Source organism: Amycolatopsis orientalis DSM 40040 = KCTC 9412, from assembly GCF_000478275.1.
Taxonomy (GTDB): domain Bacteria; phylum Actinomycetota; class Actinomycetes; order Mycobacteriales; family Pseudonocardiaceae; genus Amycolatopsis; species Amycolatopsis orientalis.
Map to the genome: position 1 here is coordinate 130,018 of NZ_ASJB01000085.1, position 13,602 is coordinate 143,619.

At 70.0% G+C, this 13,602-nt stretch carries 12 protein-coding genes and 1 pseudogene; 11 read left to right on the forward strand and 2 right to left on the reverse strand.

Features of this window, described 5'->3' with window-relative positions; translation table 11 throughout:
- Positions 1 to 13 precede the first annotated feature (13 nt).
- The 7 genes from L324_RS35530 (at position 14) to L324_RS35560 (ending at position 7,442) form a co-directional block, all read left to right on the forward strand.
- Complete coding sequence (locus L324_RS35530; RefSeq protein WP_037319392.1) at positions 14 to 1,078, forward strand: UDP-N-acetylmuramate dehydrogenase; 1,065 nt, start codon at positions 14 to 16, stop codon at positions 1,076 to 1,078.
- A gap of 245 nt (positions 1,079 to 1,323) precedes the next feature.
- A complete protein-coding gene (locus L324_RS35535) occupies positions 1,324 to 2,502 on the forward strand; it encodes a L,D-transpeptidase (RefSeq protein ID WP_037319320.1) in 1,179 nt (392 codons plus the stop codon).
- Between the two features lie 97 nt (positions 2,503 to 2,599).
- Positions 2,600 to 3,412, forward strand: coding sequence for an alpha/beta fold hydrolase (locus tag L324_RS35540; protein WP_037319322.1), 813 nt, complete (start codon positions 2,600 to 2,602; stop codon positions 3,410 to 3,412).
- Between the two features lie 21 nt (positions 3,413 to 3,433).
- The gene (mshA, locus tag L324_RS35545) at positions 3,434 to 4,738 is read left to right on the forward strand and encodes a D-inositol-3-phosphate glycosyltransferase (RefSeq protein WP_081736573.1); all 1,305 of its coding nucleotides are present in this window, start codon (positions 3,434 to 3,436) and stop codon (positions 4,736 to 4,738) included.
- Positions 4,735 to 5,250 (forward strand): type III secretion system chaperone family protein, encoded by a 516-nt coding sequence (locus L324_RS35550; protein ID WP_037319324.1) that lies wholly within the window; start codon positions 4,735 to 4,737, stop codon positions 5,248 to 5,250. The genes mshA and L324_RS35550 overlap by 4 nt, the downstream gene beginning before the upstream one ends.
- Before the next feature lie 69 nt (positions 5,251 to 5,319).
- Complete coding sequence (locus L324_RS35555; protein WP_037319327.1) at positions 5,320 to 6,249, forward strand: DUF4349 domain-containing protein; 930 nt, start codon at positions 5,320 to 5,322, stop codon at positions 6,247 to 6,249.
- 443 nt (positions 6,250 to 6,692) lie between these two features.
- The gene (locus tag L324_RS35560; protein WP_037319329.1) at positions 6,693 to 7,442 is read left to right on the forward strand and encodes a phosphoglyceromutase; all 750 of its coding nucleotides are present in this window, start codon (positions 6,693 to 6,695) and stop codon (positions 7,440 to 7,442) included.
- Between the two features lie 70 nt (positions 7,443 to 7,512).
- Here the strand turns inward: L324_RS35560 and L324_RS35565 are convergent, their stop codons facing one another.
- Together L324_RS35565 and L324_RS35570 are read right to left on the reverse strand one after the other, a co-directional pair.
- Positions 7,513 to 8,430 carry a hypothetical protein gene (locus tag L324_RS35565; RefSeq protein ID WP_037319332.1) on the reverse strand — a complete coding sequence of 306 codons (918 nt, stop codon included), beginning with the start codon at positions 8,428 to 8,430 and terminating at the stop codon, positions 7,513 to 7,515.
- On the reverse strand, positions 8,427 to 9,074 hold the full coding sequence (locus L324_RS35570) for a LuxR family transcriptional regulator (RefSeq protein ID WP_037319335.1): 648 nt from the start codon (positions 9,072 to 9,074) through the stop codon (positions 8,427 to 8,429). The genes L324_RS35565 and L324_RS35570 overlap by 4 nt, the downstream gene beginning before the upstream one ends.
- Positions 9,075 to 9,366: 292 nt before the next feature.
- Between L324_RS35570 and L324_RS35575 the strand changes: the two genes are divergently transcribed.
- The 4 genes and pseudogenes from L324_RS35575 to L324_RS41100 all read left to right on the forward strand — a co-directional run.
- The gene (locus L324_RS35575; protein WP_037319337.1) at positions 9,367 to 10,599 is read left to right on the forward strand and encodes a sensor histidine kinase; all 1,233 of its coding nucleotides are present in this window, start codon (positions 9,367 to 9,369) and stop codon (positions 10,597 to 10,599) included.
- Positions 10,596 to 11,285: a response regulator gene (locus tag L324_RS35580; protein WP_037319339.1), complete on the forward strand. Its 690-nt coding sequence runs from the start codon at positions 10,596 to 10,598 to the stop codon at positions 11,283 to 11,285. Before L324_RS35575 ends, L324_RS35580 begins: the two co-directional genes overlap by 4 nt.
- A gap of 150 nt (positions 11,286 to 11,435) precedes the next feature.
- Positions 11,436 to 12,425, forward strand: a complete 990-nt coding sequence (locus L324_RS35585; RefSeq protein ID WP_037319341.1) for a Ppx/GppA family phosphatase — start codon at positions 11,436 to 11,438, stop codon at positions 12,423 to 12,425.
- Between the two features lie 105 nt (positions 12,426 to 12,530).
- Positions 12,531 to 13,602, forward strand: a pseudogene (locus tag L324_RS41100) (hypothetical protein); the annotation flags it as partial.

Sequence of the window (13,602 nt, forward strand, 5' to 3'; positions counted from 1 at the left end):
ACCGTTCATGGGCGTGAGCACTGCCGAAACTCCCACCCAGCACGCCGCCCTCGCCGACCACACCACGCTGCGGCTCGGCGGCCCGGCGCGGCGCTACGCCGAAGCGACGACGGCACAGGCCCTGGTCGACGCGGTCCGCGAGGCCGACGACGCGGGTGAGCCGGTCCTGCTGCTCGGCGGCGGTTCGAACCTGGTCGTCGCGGACGAAGGCTTCGAGGGCCTGCTGCTCAAGGTCGGCGAAACCGGCTGGACCCGTGACGGAGATCTCGTCGAGGTCGCCGCCGGGCAGAACTGGGACGGTTTCGTCGAGGGCTTGGTCGCCGAGGGCGTCGGCGGGCTCGAATGTCTCTCCGGGATCCCCGGCTCGGTCGGCGCGACACCGATCCAGAACGTCGGCGCGTACGGCTGCGAGATCGCCGAGTCGCTGGTCTCGGTCGACCTCTACGACCGTGCCGCCCGCGAGATCCGCACGCTGACCGCGGAAGAGCTCGGGTTCGGCTACCGCACTTCGATCCTGAAGGGGACCGACGCGGGTGTCGTGCTCACAGTGCGCTTCAAGGTCACCGAAGACGGCCTCTCGGCCCCGATCCGCTACGCCGAACTCGCCCGTACGCTCGACGTCGAGATCGGTGATCGCGTCCCGGTGGCCGACGCACGCGAAGCGGTCCTCGGGCTGCGTCGCGGTAAGGGCATGGTCCTCGACGCGGACGACCACGACACCTGGAGCGCGGGCTCGTTCTTCACCAACCCGATCATCGGGGAGGCGCAGGTCGCGAAGGTGCTGGCCGGAATCGTCGACGTCGTCGGCGAGGACGTCCGCGTGCCGCGGTACCCGGCGCCCGGCGGGACGAAGCTGTCCGCGGCGTGGCTGATCGAGCGCGCGGGATTCGCGAAGGGACACGAAGGGCCGGGTGGCCGGGTGTCGCTGTCGACGAAGCACACCCTCGCGCTCACGAACCGGGGGAAGGCCTCGACGGCCGACCTCCTCGCCCTGGCCCGCGAAGTGCGCGACGGCGTCGAGGCCCGCTTCGGCGTCTCGCTCCACCCGGAACCCCTGCTCATCAACTGCTCGCTCTAGCGCGCCTCGCGTTTAGCCCGCTAAAGGCGACGCGCCTTTAGCGGGCTAAACGCGCTCCTTAGCATGCGCAAAGATCGCATCCAGAGGACGAAATGCGGGGGGTGGGGCGAACAACCCCGGGCCGGGCCGGTGCGTCTATAGCCGTGAGGGGGCGCGGGGTGAGTTCCGCCGCCGCGGGTAACGTCGGAGAGGTCCCCAGCGCTGAGCGGGTAGGTGCTCGCGTGGGGGCCAATGGGAGGTTCACGGTGATCGAACGGCGCACGGTGTTCAAGGCCGCGCTCGCCGCGGGTGCGGCCATGCTGGCCGCGGCCTGCTCCAGCGAAGAAGGCGGCAACGCCAAGCCGGAGGGCAGTGGTGGCGACGGACAGGCCGCCGCGCCGCCGCTCGCCAAGATCACCGCCGAGCCCGCCGTCGACGCCAGGGACGCCTCCGTGGTGACGCCGGTCGTCGTGAAGGTCGCCGACGGCAAGCTCACCGAGGTCAAGGTCACCGGCGATTCCGGCAAGGACGTCAAAGGGGAGCTTTCGCCCGACGGACTCACCTGGACGAGTTCCGAGTCCCTCGGCTACGGCAAGTCCTACACGTACGCGGCGAAGGCCACCGGCAGCGACAACAAGACCGCCGAGCTCAAGGGCACCTTCACCACGGTCAAGCCGGCCAAGGAGGTCCGCGCCACGCTGAACCCGACCGACAACGCCGAGGTCGGCGTCGCGATGCCGATCAGCGTGAAGTTCGCGTCCCCGGTCAAGGACAAGGCGGCCGCCGAGAAGGCGCTCAAGGTGAAGACCGACAAGGACGTCGAGGGCTCCTGGGGCTGGCTGTCGGACACGCAGGTCGACTGGCGGCCCAAGGAGTACTGGCCCGCCAACATCACCGTCAGTGTCGAAGCGAAGCTCTACGGCGTCGCGCTCGGCGGCGGCGCGTACGGCAAGGCCGACGTCACCACCGAGTTCAAGATCGGCCGCAACCAGGTGGTCAAGATCCACACCCCGGACCACGTGATGAAGGTCTACCGCGGCGGTGCGGAGTCGGCGAGCTACCCGTGCTCGAACGGGCTCGACGGCGACGTCCAGCGCAACACCCCCAACGGCACCTTCATCGTGATGACGAAGGAGCCGACGGCGCGGTTCGACAACGCGCGGTACGGCTACACCAACGTCAACAAGAAGTGGTCCTGCCGGATCTCGAACAACGGCGAGTACATCCACGAGAACCAGGACAACGCGGCGAACATCGGCAAGGCCAACACCTCGCACGGCTGCGTGAACCTGCTCGAAGCGGACGCGAAGAAGTACTTCGACTCGGCGATGATCGGCGACCCCGTCGAGATCACCGGCTCGAAACTGGGCAGCCCGACCAAATCGGACGTCAAGAACTGGTTCTACGACTGGAAGTCCTGGAAGGCCCTCTCGGCGATCAAGTAGCCCGAGCAAGTAGCCCGTCCGGCTCGTGAGTGGTAATGACGGTTCTAACCGTCATTACCACTCACGAGACCCGCGCGGGAGCCCATAAAGTGCGGGCATGAAGACCGAGGTAGTGGGCTACGGCGGAACGCGGATCGGCCTGTGGGTCGAGGGCGCCGAGAACACCCGTCCGATCGTGTTCGTGCACGGCTGGGCCCAGTCCGGCCGTGCCTGGGCGCCCCAGCTCGCCGATCCCGCGCTGTCCGGGCGGTTCCGCCTGGTCGCGATGGATCTGCGCGGCCACGGGGACTCCGAGGTCCCGTCGGCGGGCTACGACGACCCGCGGGTCTGGGCCGAGGACCTCGCCTCCGTGCTCGACTTCGCCGGTGAGGACGCGATCGTCGTCGGCTGGTCGTACGGCGGGCTCGTGATCACCGACTACCTTCGCGTGCACGGTTCCGCACGTCTCGGTGGCGTCGTGCTTGTGGGCGCCATCACAGAAATCGGCAAGAACCGCTCCGGCGGGAAGGTCGGGCCCGCCATGCGCGAGGCCATCCCGGCGGTGCTGTCGGACGACCCCGCGGTCGCGATTCCCGCGTTGGTGCAGTTCAGCGCGCGGATGACGGCCTCCCCGGTGTCCGGGACGCTGACCCAGTCCTTGCTCGGCACCAGCCTCGCGACCCCGCCCTCGGTGCGCTCCGCGTTGTTCCGGCGCGACATCGGGAGCGAGGACGTACTTCGCGAACTGGACAAACCGACGCTGATCGTCCATGGTCTCGCGGACGCTGTGATCGATCCGACGTCGGCGGAATACGCGGCGGGGAAGATTCAGGGTGCCGTCATGCGTTGGCTACCTGAGGTGGGGCATCTGCCGTTCGCCGAAGCAGCCGATGAGTTCGGTGGTCTGCTGCGCGGGTTCGCCGATCAGTAGGACTTCAGGAGTGTTGACCAGGTGACGATCCCTCTGCACGGGTTCGATGCCGCGCCCAGGCGCGTCGCGGTGCTGTCCTTGCACACCTCTCCGCTGGAACAGCCGGGTACCGGCGACGCGGGCGGGATGAACGTCTACGTGAGCCAGACGGCCACCGAGATGGCCCGCCGCGGCGTCGAGGTCGAGGTGTTCACGCGGGCCACGTCCTCGGACCAGCCACCGGTCGCCGAACTGGCGCCCGGCGTCCTGGTGCGGCACATCCCGGCCGGGCCGTTCGAGCCGCTGGGACGCGACGAGCTGACCGCGCAGCTGTGCGCGTTCACCGCCGGGGTGCTGCGGGCCGAAGCGTTCCACGAGCCCGGCTACTACGACCTCATCCATTCGCATTACTGGCTCTCCGGCCAGGCGGGCTGGCTCGCCCGCGACCGCTGGGGGGTGCCGCTGGTGCACACCGCGCACACCCTGGCCAAGGTCAAGAACGCCGCGCTGGCCGAAGGCGACACCCCCGAGCCGCGCACCCGCGTGATCGGTGAGGAGCAGGTCGTCGCCGAGGCGGACTGCCTGGTCGCGAACACCCGCGTCGAGGCCCGCGAACTGATCGAGCTGTACGACGCCGACCCGCACGCCGTGCACGCCATCCCGCCCGGGGTCGACCTCGACCGCTTCACACCGGGTTCCCGGTCGGCCGCCCGCCGCGCGCTGGGCCTGCCGCGGGACGCGATCGTGCTGGCCTTCGCGGGCCGGATCCAGCCGCTGAAGGCGCCGGACGTCCTCCTGCTGGCCGCCGCCGAAATGCTGCGCGAGCGGCCGGAGCTGGCGTCGAGGCTGGTCGTGCTGATCGTCGGCGGCCCCTCCGGGACCGGGCTGGAGCAGCCGCAGGCCCTGCGCGAACTGGCCGTCTCCCTCGGCATCGAGGAGCAGACCCGGTTCATGCCGCCGCAGCCCGGCCGTGCGCTGGTCGACGTCTACCGCGCGGCCGATCTCGTCGCTGTGCCGAGCTACAACGAGTCGTTCGGGCTCGTCGCGCTCGAGGCGCAGGCCTGTGGGACGCCGGTGATCGCGGCGGAGGTCGGCGGGCTGCCGGTCGCGGTCCCGCACGGCGTTTCCGGGCTGCTGGTGCCTTCGCACGATCCGAAGGAATGGGCCGGCGCGCTCGCGAACGTCGCCCTGCGGCCGGGCAGGCGTGCCGAACTTTCGGCCAACGCCGTCGTCCACGCGCAGCGCTTTTCCTGGCGCCGCACGACCGACCGCCTGCTCGACACGTACGCTCAAGCGACCGGCGCGTTCCGGCGTGCCCTCGAACAGCGCGCGGAGGTGGCGGTTTGACACTCGACGAAATCTTGCGGTCCTCTTTGGACAATGCGGGCCTGAAGTACGACAAACGCGGCGAGGGAAAGTACTTCGTCACGTTGCCCGGTACCAAGAAGCTGCAGACGAACTGCTGGCTGGTCGCGGGGGACCACGCGTTCGCCGTCGAGGCCTTCGTCTGCCGCCGTCCCGATGAGTCCCATGAGGACGTTTACCGCTTTCTGTTGCGCCGCAACGCGAAACTGTACGGCGTGCACTACACCGTGGACGCGATGGGCGACATCTACCTGGTCGGCCGGTTCGGTCTGGACACGGTGACCGAGGCCGAACTGGACAAGATCCTGGGGCAGGTGCTGGAGGCCGCCGACGGCGACTTCAACACCTTGCTGGAACTCGGGTTCGCCGAATCGATCAAACGCGAATGGGACTGGCGGGTCTCGCGCGGTGAATCGCTCGCGAACCTGCAGGCGTTCAAGCATCTCGTCGAGCCCGCGAACGGGCACGAGCCCGGAGCCTTGACCGACTCGTGACCCGTCCGGTGCAACGGCACCGGACCCGGCTCCGTCTCTCTCCGCAGCACTGGAGGGAGAACGGGACTTATGCACAAGCGATCGAGATGGGTGGCCGTCGCCGGCATCGTGCTGGCACTCGCGGGCTGCTCGGCGAACGATTCCGGCGAGAAATCCGCCGCGATGTCGGCAGACGGGCGGCAGGCCGCGCCGAATCAGGGCGCCCCGAGTCAGGGCGGGCCGAACAAGGAGAGCACCGACAGCGCGGGCAAGGCGGGTTCGGACAAGGCCCCGGCGCCCGCCGGGCAGCCGGGGATCGCCGACCGCAAGCTGGTGCGCACGGCGAACCTGGAGCTCACCGCGCCCGACGTCGGCGACGTGATCTCGCAGGTGCGCGTCATCACCCAGGCCGCCGCCGGGTACACCGGGCAGGAGAGCACCCAGGAGAAGCGCGCGTCGGTCAACGTCGTCGTGCCCTCCGATCGCCTCGACGGTGTGCTGGAGCAGCTGGGGAAGCTCGGGAAGCAGGTCAAACGAGAGGTCACCGCGACCGACGTGACCGAGCAGATGGTCGACGTCGATTCGCGGCTGGCCACCCAGCGGGCGAGTGTCGAGCGCATCCGCGCGCTGCTCGCGAAGGCGACTTCGGTGTCGGAGATCGCTTCGGTCGAGAGTGAGCTGACAAGCCGCGAGGCCGAACTCGAGTCGCTTCAGAAGCGTCGCGAGAGCCTGGCCGGAAGTGTCGCCATGTCGACAATCTCACTGCAGGTGAAGGCCGAGACGGTCGCGGCCGCGGAAGAGTCGCGCAGTGGTTTCTTCGGTGGGCTGGCGGGCGGCTGGGACGCGTTCCTGACCTTCGGTGGCGGCCTGCTGACCGTGCTCGGCGCGATGGCGCCGTTCCTGCTGGTCTTCGGTGTCCCCGCGGCCGCGCTGGTGTGGTGGCTGCGCAAGCGGCGTCGTCCGGCCGCGCCCGCGATGGCGTCGGCTTCGGATCTGCCGTCCGCTCCGCCGCTCGACTGAAACCCCGGAAAGACCTAGGCGGGACGGCTCGAGGGAGGGGGGAGTCGCGATCTCGAGCCGCCCCGCTGAAGTTCCCGCCAAGGTGGACCCGGTGACGAGGGGGATGCCAACGGGGCCGGCGGGCGCCGCGACTCGGCAGGGGGGAGACGAGTCGCGGTCGTCACCCGCGTCGGGCCGGGGAGTGCGTGGAATCCGGCCGCGCGGGACGTAGTCAACCTGTCAGATCTCCACCTGTAATCACAAGACTACCGGTTACTCCATTGGAGTGAACTTTCATCAGCGGGATAACGGAGTGCAGTCCGATTTTCCGGGATTCGGACTTGTTGGCAGCCCGTCTTCTGGACGAGTGAAGGTGTTACTCGTGGGTAACGCACTCTCTGTAGAAATAAGGGCAAGTCCAGCCCTCTGACCGGCGCTTCCGTTCACTCTGGCAGGCTGGGCTCATGGCTGAGCTTGGGACTCTGGTGCTGCTGCGTCACGGGCAGAGCACGTGGAACGCCGAAAACCTGTTCACCGGCTGGGTGGACGTGCCGCTCTCGGACCAGGGCGAGCTGGAGGCGCGCAAGGGCGGGAAGCTGCTCGCCGAGTCCGGTCTGCTGCCGGACGTCGTGCACACCTCGCTGATGCGCCGGGCGATCTCGACCGCCAACCTGGCGCTCGACGCCGCCGACCGGCACTGGATCCCGGTGAAGCGCGACTGGCGGCTCAACGAGCGGCACTACGGCGCGCTGCAGGGCAAGAACAAGAAGCAGACGCTGGACGAGTTCGGCGAGGAGCAGTTCATGCTCTGGCGCCGCTCGTATGACACCCCGCCGCCCCCCATCGACCCGGCCGACGAGTTCAGCCAGGTCGGCGACGCGCGCTACGCCGACCTCGGCGACTCCGCCCCGCTCACCGAATGCCTCAAGGACGTCGTCGCGCGGCTGCTGCCGTACTGGGAATCCGCGATCGTGCCGGATCTGCGCGCCGGCAAGACCGTCCTGGTCGCCGCGCACGGCAACTCGCTGCGCGCGCTGGTGAAGCACCTCGACGGGATCTCCGACGACGCCATCGCCGGGCTCAACATCCCGACCGGTATCCCGCTGCGCTACGACCTGACCGACGACCTCAAGCCGGTCACCGCCGGCGGGACGTACCTGGACCCGGAGGCCGCCAAGGAAGCCGCGGCCGCCGTCGCGAACCAGGGCCGCTGAATCTGCGCGTTTCGTCCTCTGAATGCGGTAGTTCGCGCTACGAACCACCGCGTTCAGAGGACGAATTGCGTCAGGGGAGGGCCGCGACCATCTCGATACCGGCGGCCTTCCAGCCCTCGGGCAGGCGCTGAAGGCGCAGGACGATCGGCAGGTTCTTCGGCTGGGCCTTGCCCTGGGCGTCCGTGACGTTCGTCGTCGCGTAGAGCAGCACACTCGCCTTGCCGTCCACGAGTTCCATCACCGCCGCGATCGACTTCGGATCCATCGACGACTTCGTGCCCGAGGTCCGGATCTTGTCCACCCGGGCCGCTTTGTCCCGCTGGAACTGCGTCAGCAGCTCTCCGGTCGTGACGGACTCATAGCGGGCGTAGGTGCCTTCGGGATCCGCCGGATTCACGTTCAGCAGGGCCTCCGCGGCCCGCAGACCACCCTCGCGGGCGGAGTCCCGCACGGCCGCGATCGCGCGGTCGCCCGCGCCCGGTTTCTCCGGCGGGAGGTCGACCCGCGTCGGGTCGACCTTGATCTCGCCGATCCGCCAGCGGTCGCCGTCGCGCACCGTCGAGAACAGCACGCCCGCGATGCCCTTGCTGGTGTTGCCCGCCCGGGTGCTGCTCTGGTCGACCACGGTCAGGATCCGCGCCTTGCCGGGTGTCTCCTCGACGGCGGCCGAGACGATCACCCGCGAGACCAGGGTGATCGGCTCCGGCGAATTCCGGACCTGGGTCAGCAACCGCGTCAGCTCTTCGCGCGCGGAGGGGGTCAGATGTTCGTTGGTCGCCTTCTCCCAGGCGGGCAGGTTCGCGCTGTCGTAGGAGAACACCGCTTCGACGGCCGTTTTCACCGCTGTCAGCACCGACGCCGTCCGGGCCGGATCGACCAGTGCGAAGTTCGACGGCGGACTCGCCGGCTCGGGCTGGGCGGTGCCGGCGACCGTGGTGGTGCAGCCCGCGAGGACGAGCAGAACGGCGAACCCCGCCCAGCGTTTCACAGCAGGCCGAGTTCCCGTGCCCGCGCGTCCACCTGGAGCCGCGACGTCACGCCGAGCGCGACCAGCAGTTCCGAGACGCGTCGCTGATAGGTGCGCACACCCATGCCGAGGCTCTTCGCGGCCTTGTCGTCCTTGCAGCCGGTGGTCAGGAACTCGAGGATCTGCGGTGCCTCCATCCGGATGTCGGCGAACCGCGCGTCGAACGTCTCCAGCGTCGCGGCCGCCTGCCAGGCGGTTTCGAACAGCGACAGAATGCCCTGGACCAGCTCCGGCCGCGAGATGACGCTGTAGGAGCGCACCGCTTTGCCCTCGTCGCCCGCCATGATCGCGACCCGCTCGTCGAGCAGGATCGTCTCGTTGATCTCCTCGGTGCCGATCCGGATCTGCGCGCCGAGGCCCGAGAGGCGGTGCAGGTGCTGCGCGGTCTGCTCGTTCAGCAGGACACCGGGGCGGTACAGCTTGCGGATCCGCTTGTCGGGCACCAGCCGCTCGCCTTGGCGGGTGAGCGACGGCCGGGAAAGCGCCCACGTGTACAGGTCGTCGGCCGCGCACGCGATGTCGGTCGCCGCGACGAACAGATGAGCCGTCCGGTCGAACAGCTCTTCTTCTCCACGGATCAGGGAGATGTCACTGACGAGTTCCACGGCGACAGTCTTCCAACATTCCCCGGCGCCCGTGACGGGAACACCGCTATTTCCCCGTGGACGGGATGCGCGGTGCCGGGATAGTCGCGACGAAAGTAGGGATCCGGGCATCCGGCGCCGTCGGACTCCCCGCTTCGGGTGATCCGCCTCACCCAGGAGGTCTCGGCAAGGGATCGGGTACGTGAACGGGGCCTGACCTGCGGGCGAACAGGGTCTCCCCAGGTGTCATAGGCATCACGAGTACGCGGCCGGGACTAGGCCAAAAGGCTACCCGGACGCTTACGATTCCCCTGTGACCACGCCTGTTGCACTCGCCCTGGCCGTCGGCGGACTGATCGTCGGTGTGGTTTTCGGCTTCCTGATCGCGAGGGGCCGCGCCCGCCGCGAGGAGCGGCGACCGACCGGCCCCACCGTGGCCGAACTGCTCGAACGCCTCGTGCGGTCCAGCAACAACGGCGTCGTCGTGCTCAACAAGTTCGGCGACATGGTCCTGCACAACCCGCGGGCCTACGAGCTGGGCCTGGTGAAGGTCAACCAGGCCGACCCGCGCGCCCGCAAGGCCGCCGAGCAGGTCGTCGAGACCGACGAGCCGATGGAGATCGACCTTTCGCCGCTGGAGGCGAGGGGCCGCCAGCCCGAGGCCGTCCTCGGCGAGGTCCGCCCGCTCGGCGACGGGTTCACCGTCGTCGAGGCCGTCGACCACTCCGAGGCGATCCGCCTCGAAGCCGTCCGGCGGGACTTCGTCGCGAACGTCAGCCACGAGCTGAAGACGCCGGTGGGCGCGATCGCGCTGCTCACCGAGGCCGTCCTCGACGCCGCGGAGGACGTGGAGGAGGTCCGCCGGTTCGGCGGCAAGATCCTCCGCGAGTCGACCCGGCTCGGCCAGCTCGTCACCGAGCTGATCGCGCTGTCGCGGCTCCAGGGCGCCGAGCGGCTGCCGGATCTGAACGTGGTCGAGGTCGACGCCGTCGTGCGCGAGGCACTCGGCCGGACCACGCTCTCGGCGGAATCCGCCGAGATCACCATCACCACCGACGCGGCCAGCGGACTGCTCATCGAGGGCGACCGCACGCTGATGGTCACCGCGCTGTCGAACCTGCTGGAGAACGCGGTCGCGTACTCGCCGCCGGGCAGCCCGGTGTCGATCAGCAGGCGGCTGGTCGACGGGAAGGTCGAGATCGCGGTGACCGACCGCGGCATCGGCATCGCCGAGGACGAGCAGCAACGCGTGTTCGAGCGCTTCTACCGCGCGGACAAGGCCCGGTCGCGGGCCACCGGCGGGACCGGGCTGGGACTGGCGATCGTCAAGCACGTCGCCGCCAACCACGGTGGTTCGGTCGGCCTCTGGAGCCGTCCCGGCACCGGGTCGACGTTCACCCTGCGGATCCCCGCCCACATCGGTGCCGAACCGGCGGCGGCCGCGAAACAGGCTCCGCCGGCATCCCGGCCGGAGAAGACCCCCGAGCGGACACCCCGTCTCGTGGCAACAGGGCAAGAAAGCCCCGACCATGGAGGAAACCTGTGACGAGGGTTCTCATCGTCGAGGACGAAGAGTCGTTCGCCGACCCGCTCGCGTTCTTGCTGCGCAAGGAGGGCTTCACCGCCGCCGTGGCCGGAACCGGGCAGCAGGCGCTCGAGGAATTCGACCGCAACGGCGCCGACATCGTCCTGCTCGACCTCATGCTTCCCGGGATGAGCGGAACGGACGTCTGCAAGCAGCTCCGGCAGCGCTCCGCCGTGCCGGTGATCATGGTGACCGCGCGGGACAGCGAGATCGACAAGGTCGTGGGGCTGGAGCTCGGCGCCGACGACTACGTCACCAAGCCGTACTCGGCCCGCGAGCTCATCGCGCGGGTGCGGGCGGTGCTGCGCCGCGGCGGTGAGCCCGGCGCCGAAGGCGAGCTGGCGCCGCTGGTGCTGTCCGCCGGGCCGGTGCGGATGGACGTCGAACGGCATGTGGTGACCGTCGACGGCCAGGAGGTGTCCCTGCCGCTCAAGGAGTTCGACCTGCTCGAGTACCTGCTGCGCAACGTGGGCCGCGTGCTCACCCGCGGGCAGCTGATCGACCGGGTGTGGGGCGCGGACTACGTCGGCGACACCAAGACGCTCGACGTCCACGTGAAGCGCCTGCGGTCGAAGATCGAACCGGACCCGGGATCGCCCCGGCACCTGGTCACCGTACGTGGTCTGGGCTACAAGTTCGAGACGTGAGCTGAAGGGAACTTTCCCCGCATAAGACGCGGTGAAGGGCGCTTTCCCCGCATCGCATGCGGGGAAAGCGTCCTTCGGCCCCGCCCGCTGCGATACAGATCACGGTTACGGTTTCGTGACCTGATGTGCGGGCGGGTACCGTAGACGCTCGTGCGCCTAGGGGTACTCGACGTCGGTTCCAACACCGTCCACCTGCTCGTGGTCGACGCCCACCGTGGCGCCCACCCGACGCCGATGCATTCCGAAAAGGCGGTCCTCCGGCTCGCCGAGCAGATCACCCGCAACGGTGACCTGAGCCGCGCGGGTGCGGACAGCCTCGTGCGGGCGGTCGAATCGGCGAAGGCGGCGGCCCTGCGGCTCGGCTGCGAAGACGTCATGGCGTTCGCGACCTCCGCGGTCCGCGAAGCCAAGAACGCCCCGAAGGTGCTGGCGAAGGTCCAAGAGGAGACCGGCGTCGAGCTGAAGGTGCTCTCCGGGGTCGACGAGTCCCGGCTCACCTTCCTCGCCGTCCGCCGGTGGTTCGGCTGGTCGGCGGGCAAACTGCTGGTGCTCGACATCGGCGGCGGCTCGCTCGAGGTCGCGATGGGCCGCGACGAGGAGCCCGAACTGGCCGAATCCCTCCCGCTGGGCGCGGGGCGGACCACCCGGACGCGGTTCCGGAACGACCCGCCGTCCCGTTCGGAGTTGATCGCGACTTCGGCCTGGCTCGAAGAACAGCTCGCCACGCTCGCCAAGAAGGTCGCCAAATTGGGTGAACCCGATCGTGTCGTGGCGACGTCGAAGACGTTCCGGTCACTCGCCAGGCTGACCGGAGCGGCGCCGTCGGCCAGCGGGCCGCATGTGCGCCGTACCCTGACCGACACCGCGTTGCGCCAGCTCATCGCGTTCATCTCCCGGATGACCGCCCAGGACCTGGCGCAACTCGAGGGGGTCAGCGCGAGCAGGTCGCATCAACTGGTGGCGGGCGCGCTCGTCGCACAAGCCACCATGCGGGCGCTTTCCCTGGAAGAACTGGAGATCTGTCCGTGGGCACTGCGAGAAGGTGTCATCCTGCGACGGCTGGACCATTCGAATGGTGCGGACGAGACTGTGGGCGGCAGCGCCCGACTGGACTTCGTCGACGGAGAACGGGCACGGTGAAGAGGTGACGGAAATGCGGAAGACGGCCGGTAGCGCGCGCGACGCCGCCGATGCCCCGTCGCGTGCCGGTTCACAACGGCTGGAGCGCGCATTGGACAGCACGGTATGACGGACGAGACAGAGAGCGGCCCGCCGCAGAAGACCGTGGCGGAGCTGCTCGCGCAGCACGGAGCCCAGCCGGAAGGCGGGCGCCGCAGGCGACGCCGCGCGGCCGACGACGAGGACGAAGCCCCGGAGCCGACGCGCGGCCGACGCGCGCCGTCGGTGAGCGACACCGCGCCGCAGGCGATCATCGACCGCGTGTCCGGCGACACCCCGCCGCCGCCGTCGAGGCCGCCGCGCCGTTCGCGCCCCCAAGCCCCGCCTGAGGGGTTCTCGGCGGAAAAAGGTACTTCGAAGCCCGGAGCGCGTCCGGTTCCGCCGCCGCAGCAGGATTCCGCGCCGCTGCCGGTGCCGCCGGACGTCGCGTCCACCCCGACCAGGCAGACGCCGCCGGTGCGCCCGCCGAAGCCGGTCGCTCCGCCGCAGGAGTCCGGCCAGTTCGCCCGGCCCGCCGCGCCGAAGCCCGGCCAGCCGCCCCAGGAGTCGGGCCAGTTCGCCCGGCCCGCCCCGCCGCAGGAGCAGAGCGGATACCAGCAGCGGCCGCCGCAGCAGTCCGGTCAGTTCGCGCGCCCGGTCCCGCCCCAGGAGTCGAGCGGCTACCAGCGGATGCCGGATTCCCACGGCCTGCCCCCGCGCGGCCGTCCGCGGCCCGCCGGACCGGAGGAGACCCGCGGCGCGGTGCCGCCGGTCCGCCGCCGTCCCGAGCCCCCCGCCGGCCCCCCGTCCTCGGGGCTTTCGGCGAGACTCGACGGCGGGGCCGACCCCGTCGCCGACGAGGCCGGGGACCAGCCCGGCCCGATGGCCAGCGGCGCCTTCGCGACGCCGCCCGCCCCGCAGCAGGCACGGCGCCGCCGTCCGCCGGGCCGCCCGGCCCAGCCCAAGGCCGAGCCGAGCACCGAGCAGTTCGCCGCGGTGAGCGACGACGTCGCCCCCGAAACCGAGGCACCCGCGCCCGTCAAGCCGGAGGTCCCGCCCGCGGGCCTGGCGGGCTGGCGCAAGCGACGGCAGAAGGTGCAGTCCGAGGACACCGAGATCGGCGGGATCCCGCCGGTGCCGCCTCCGCCGCCCGCCGTGC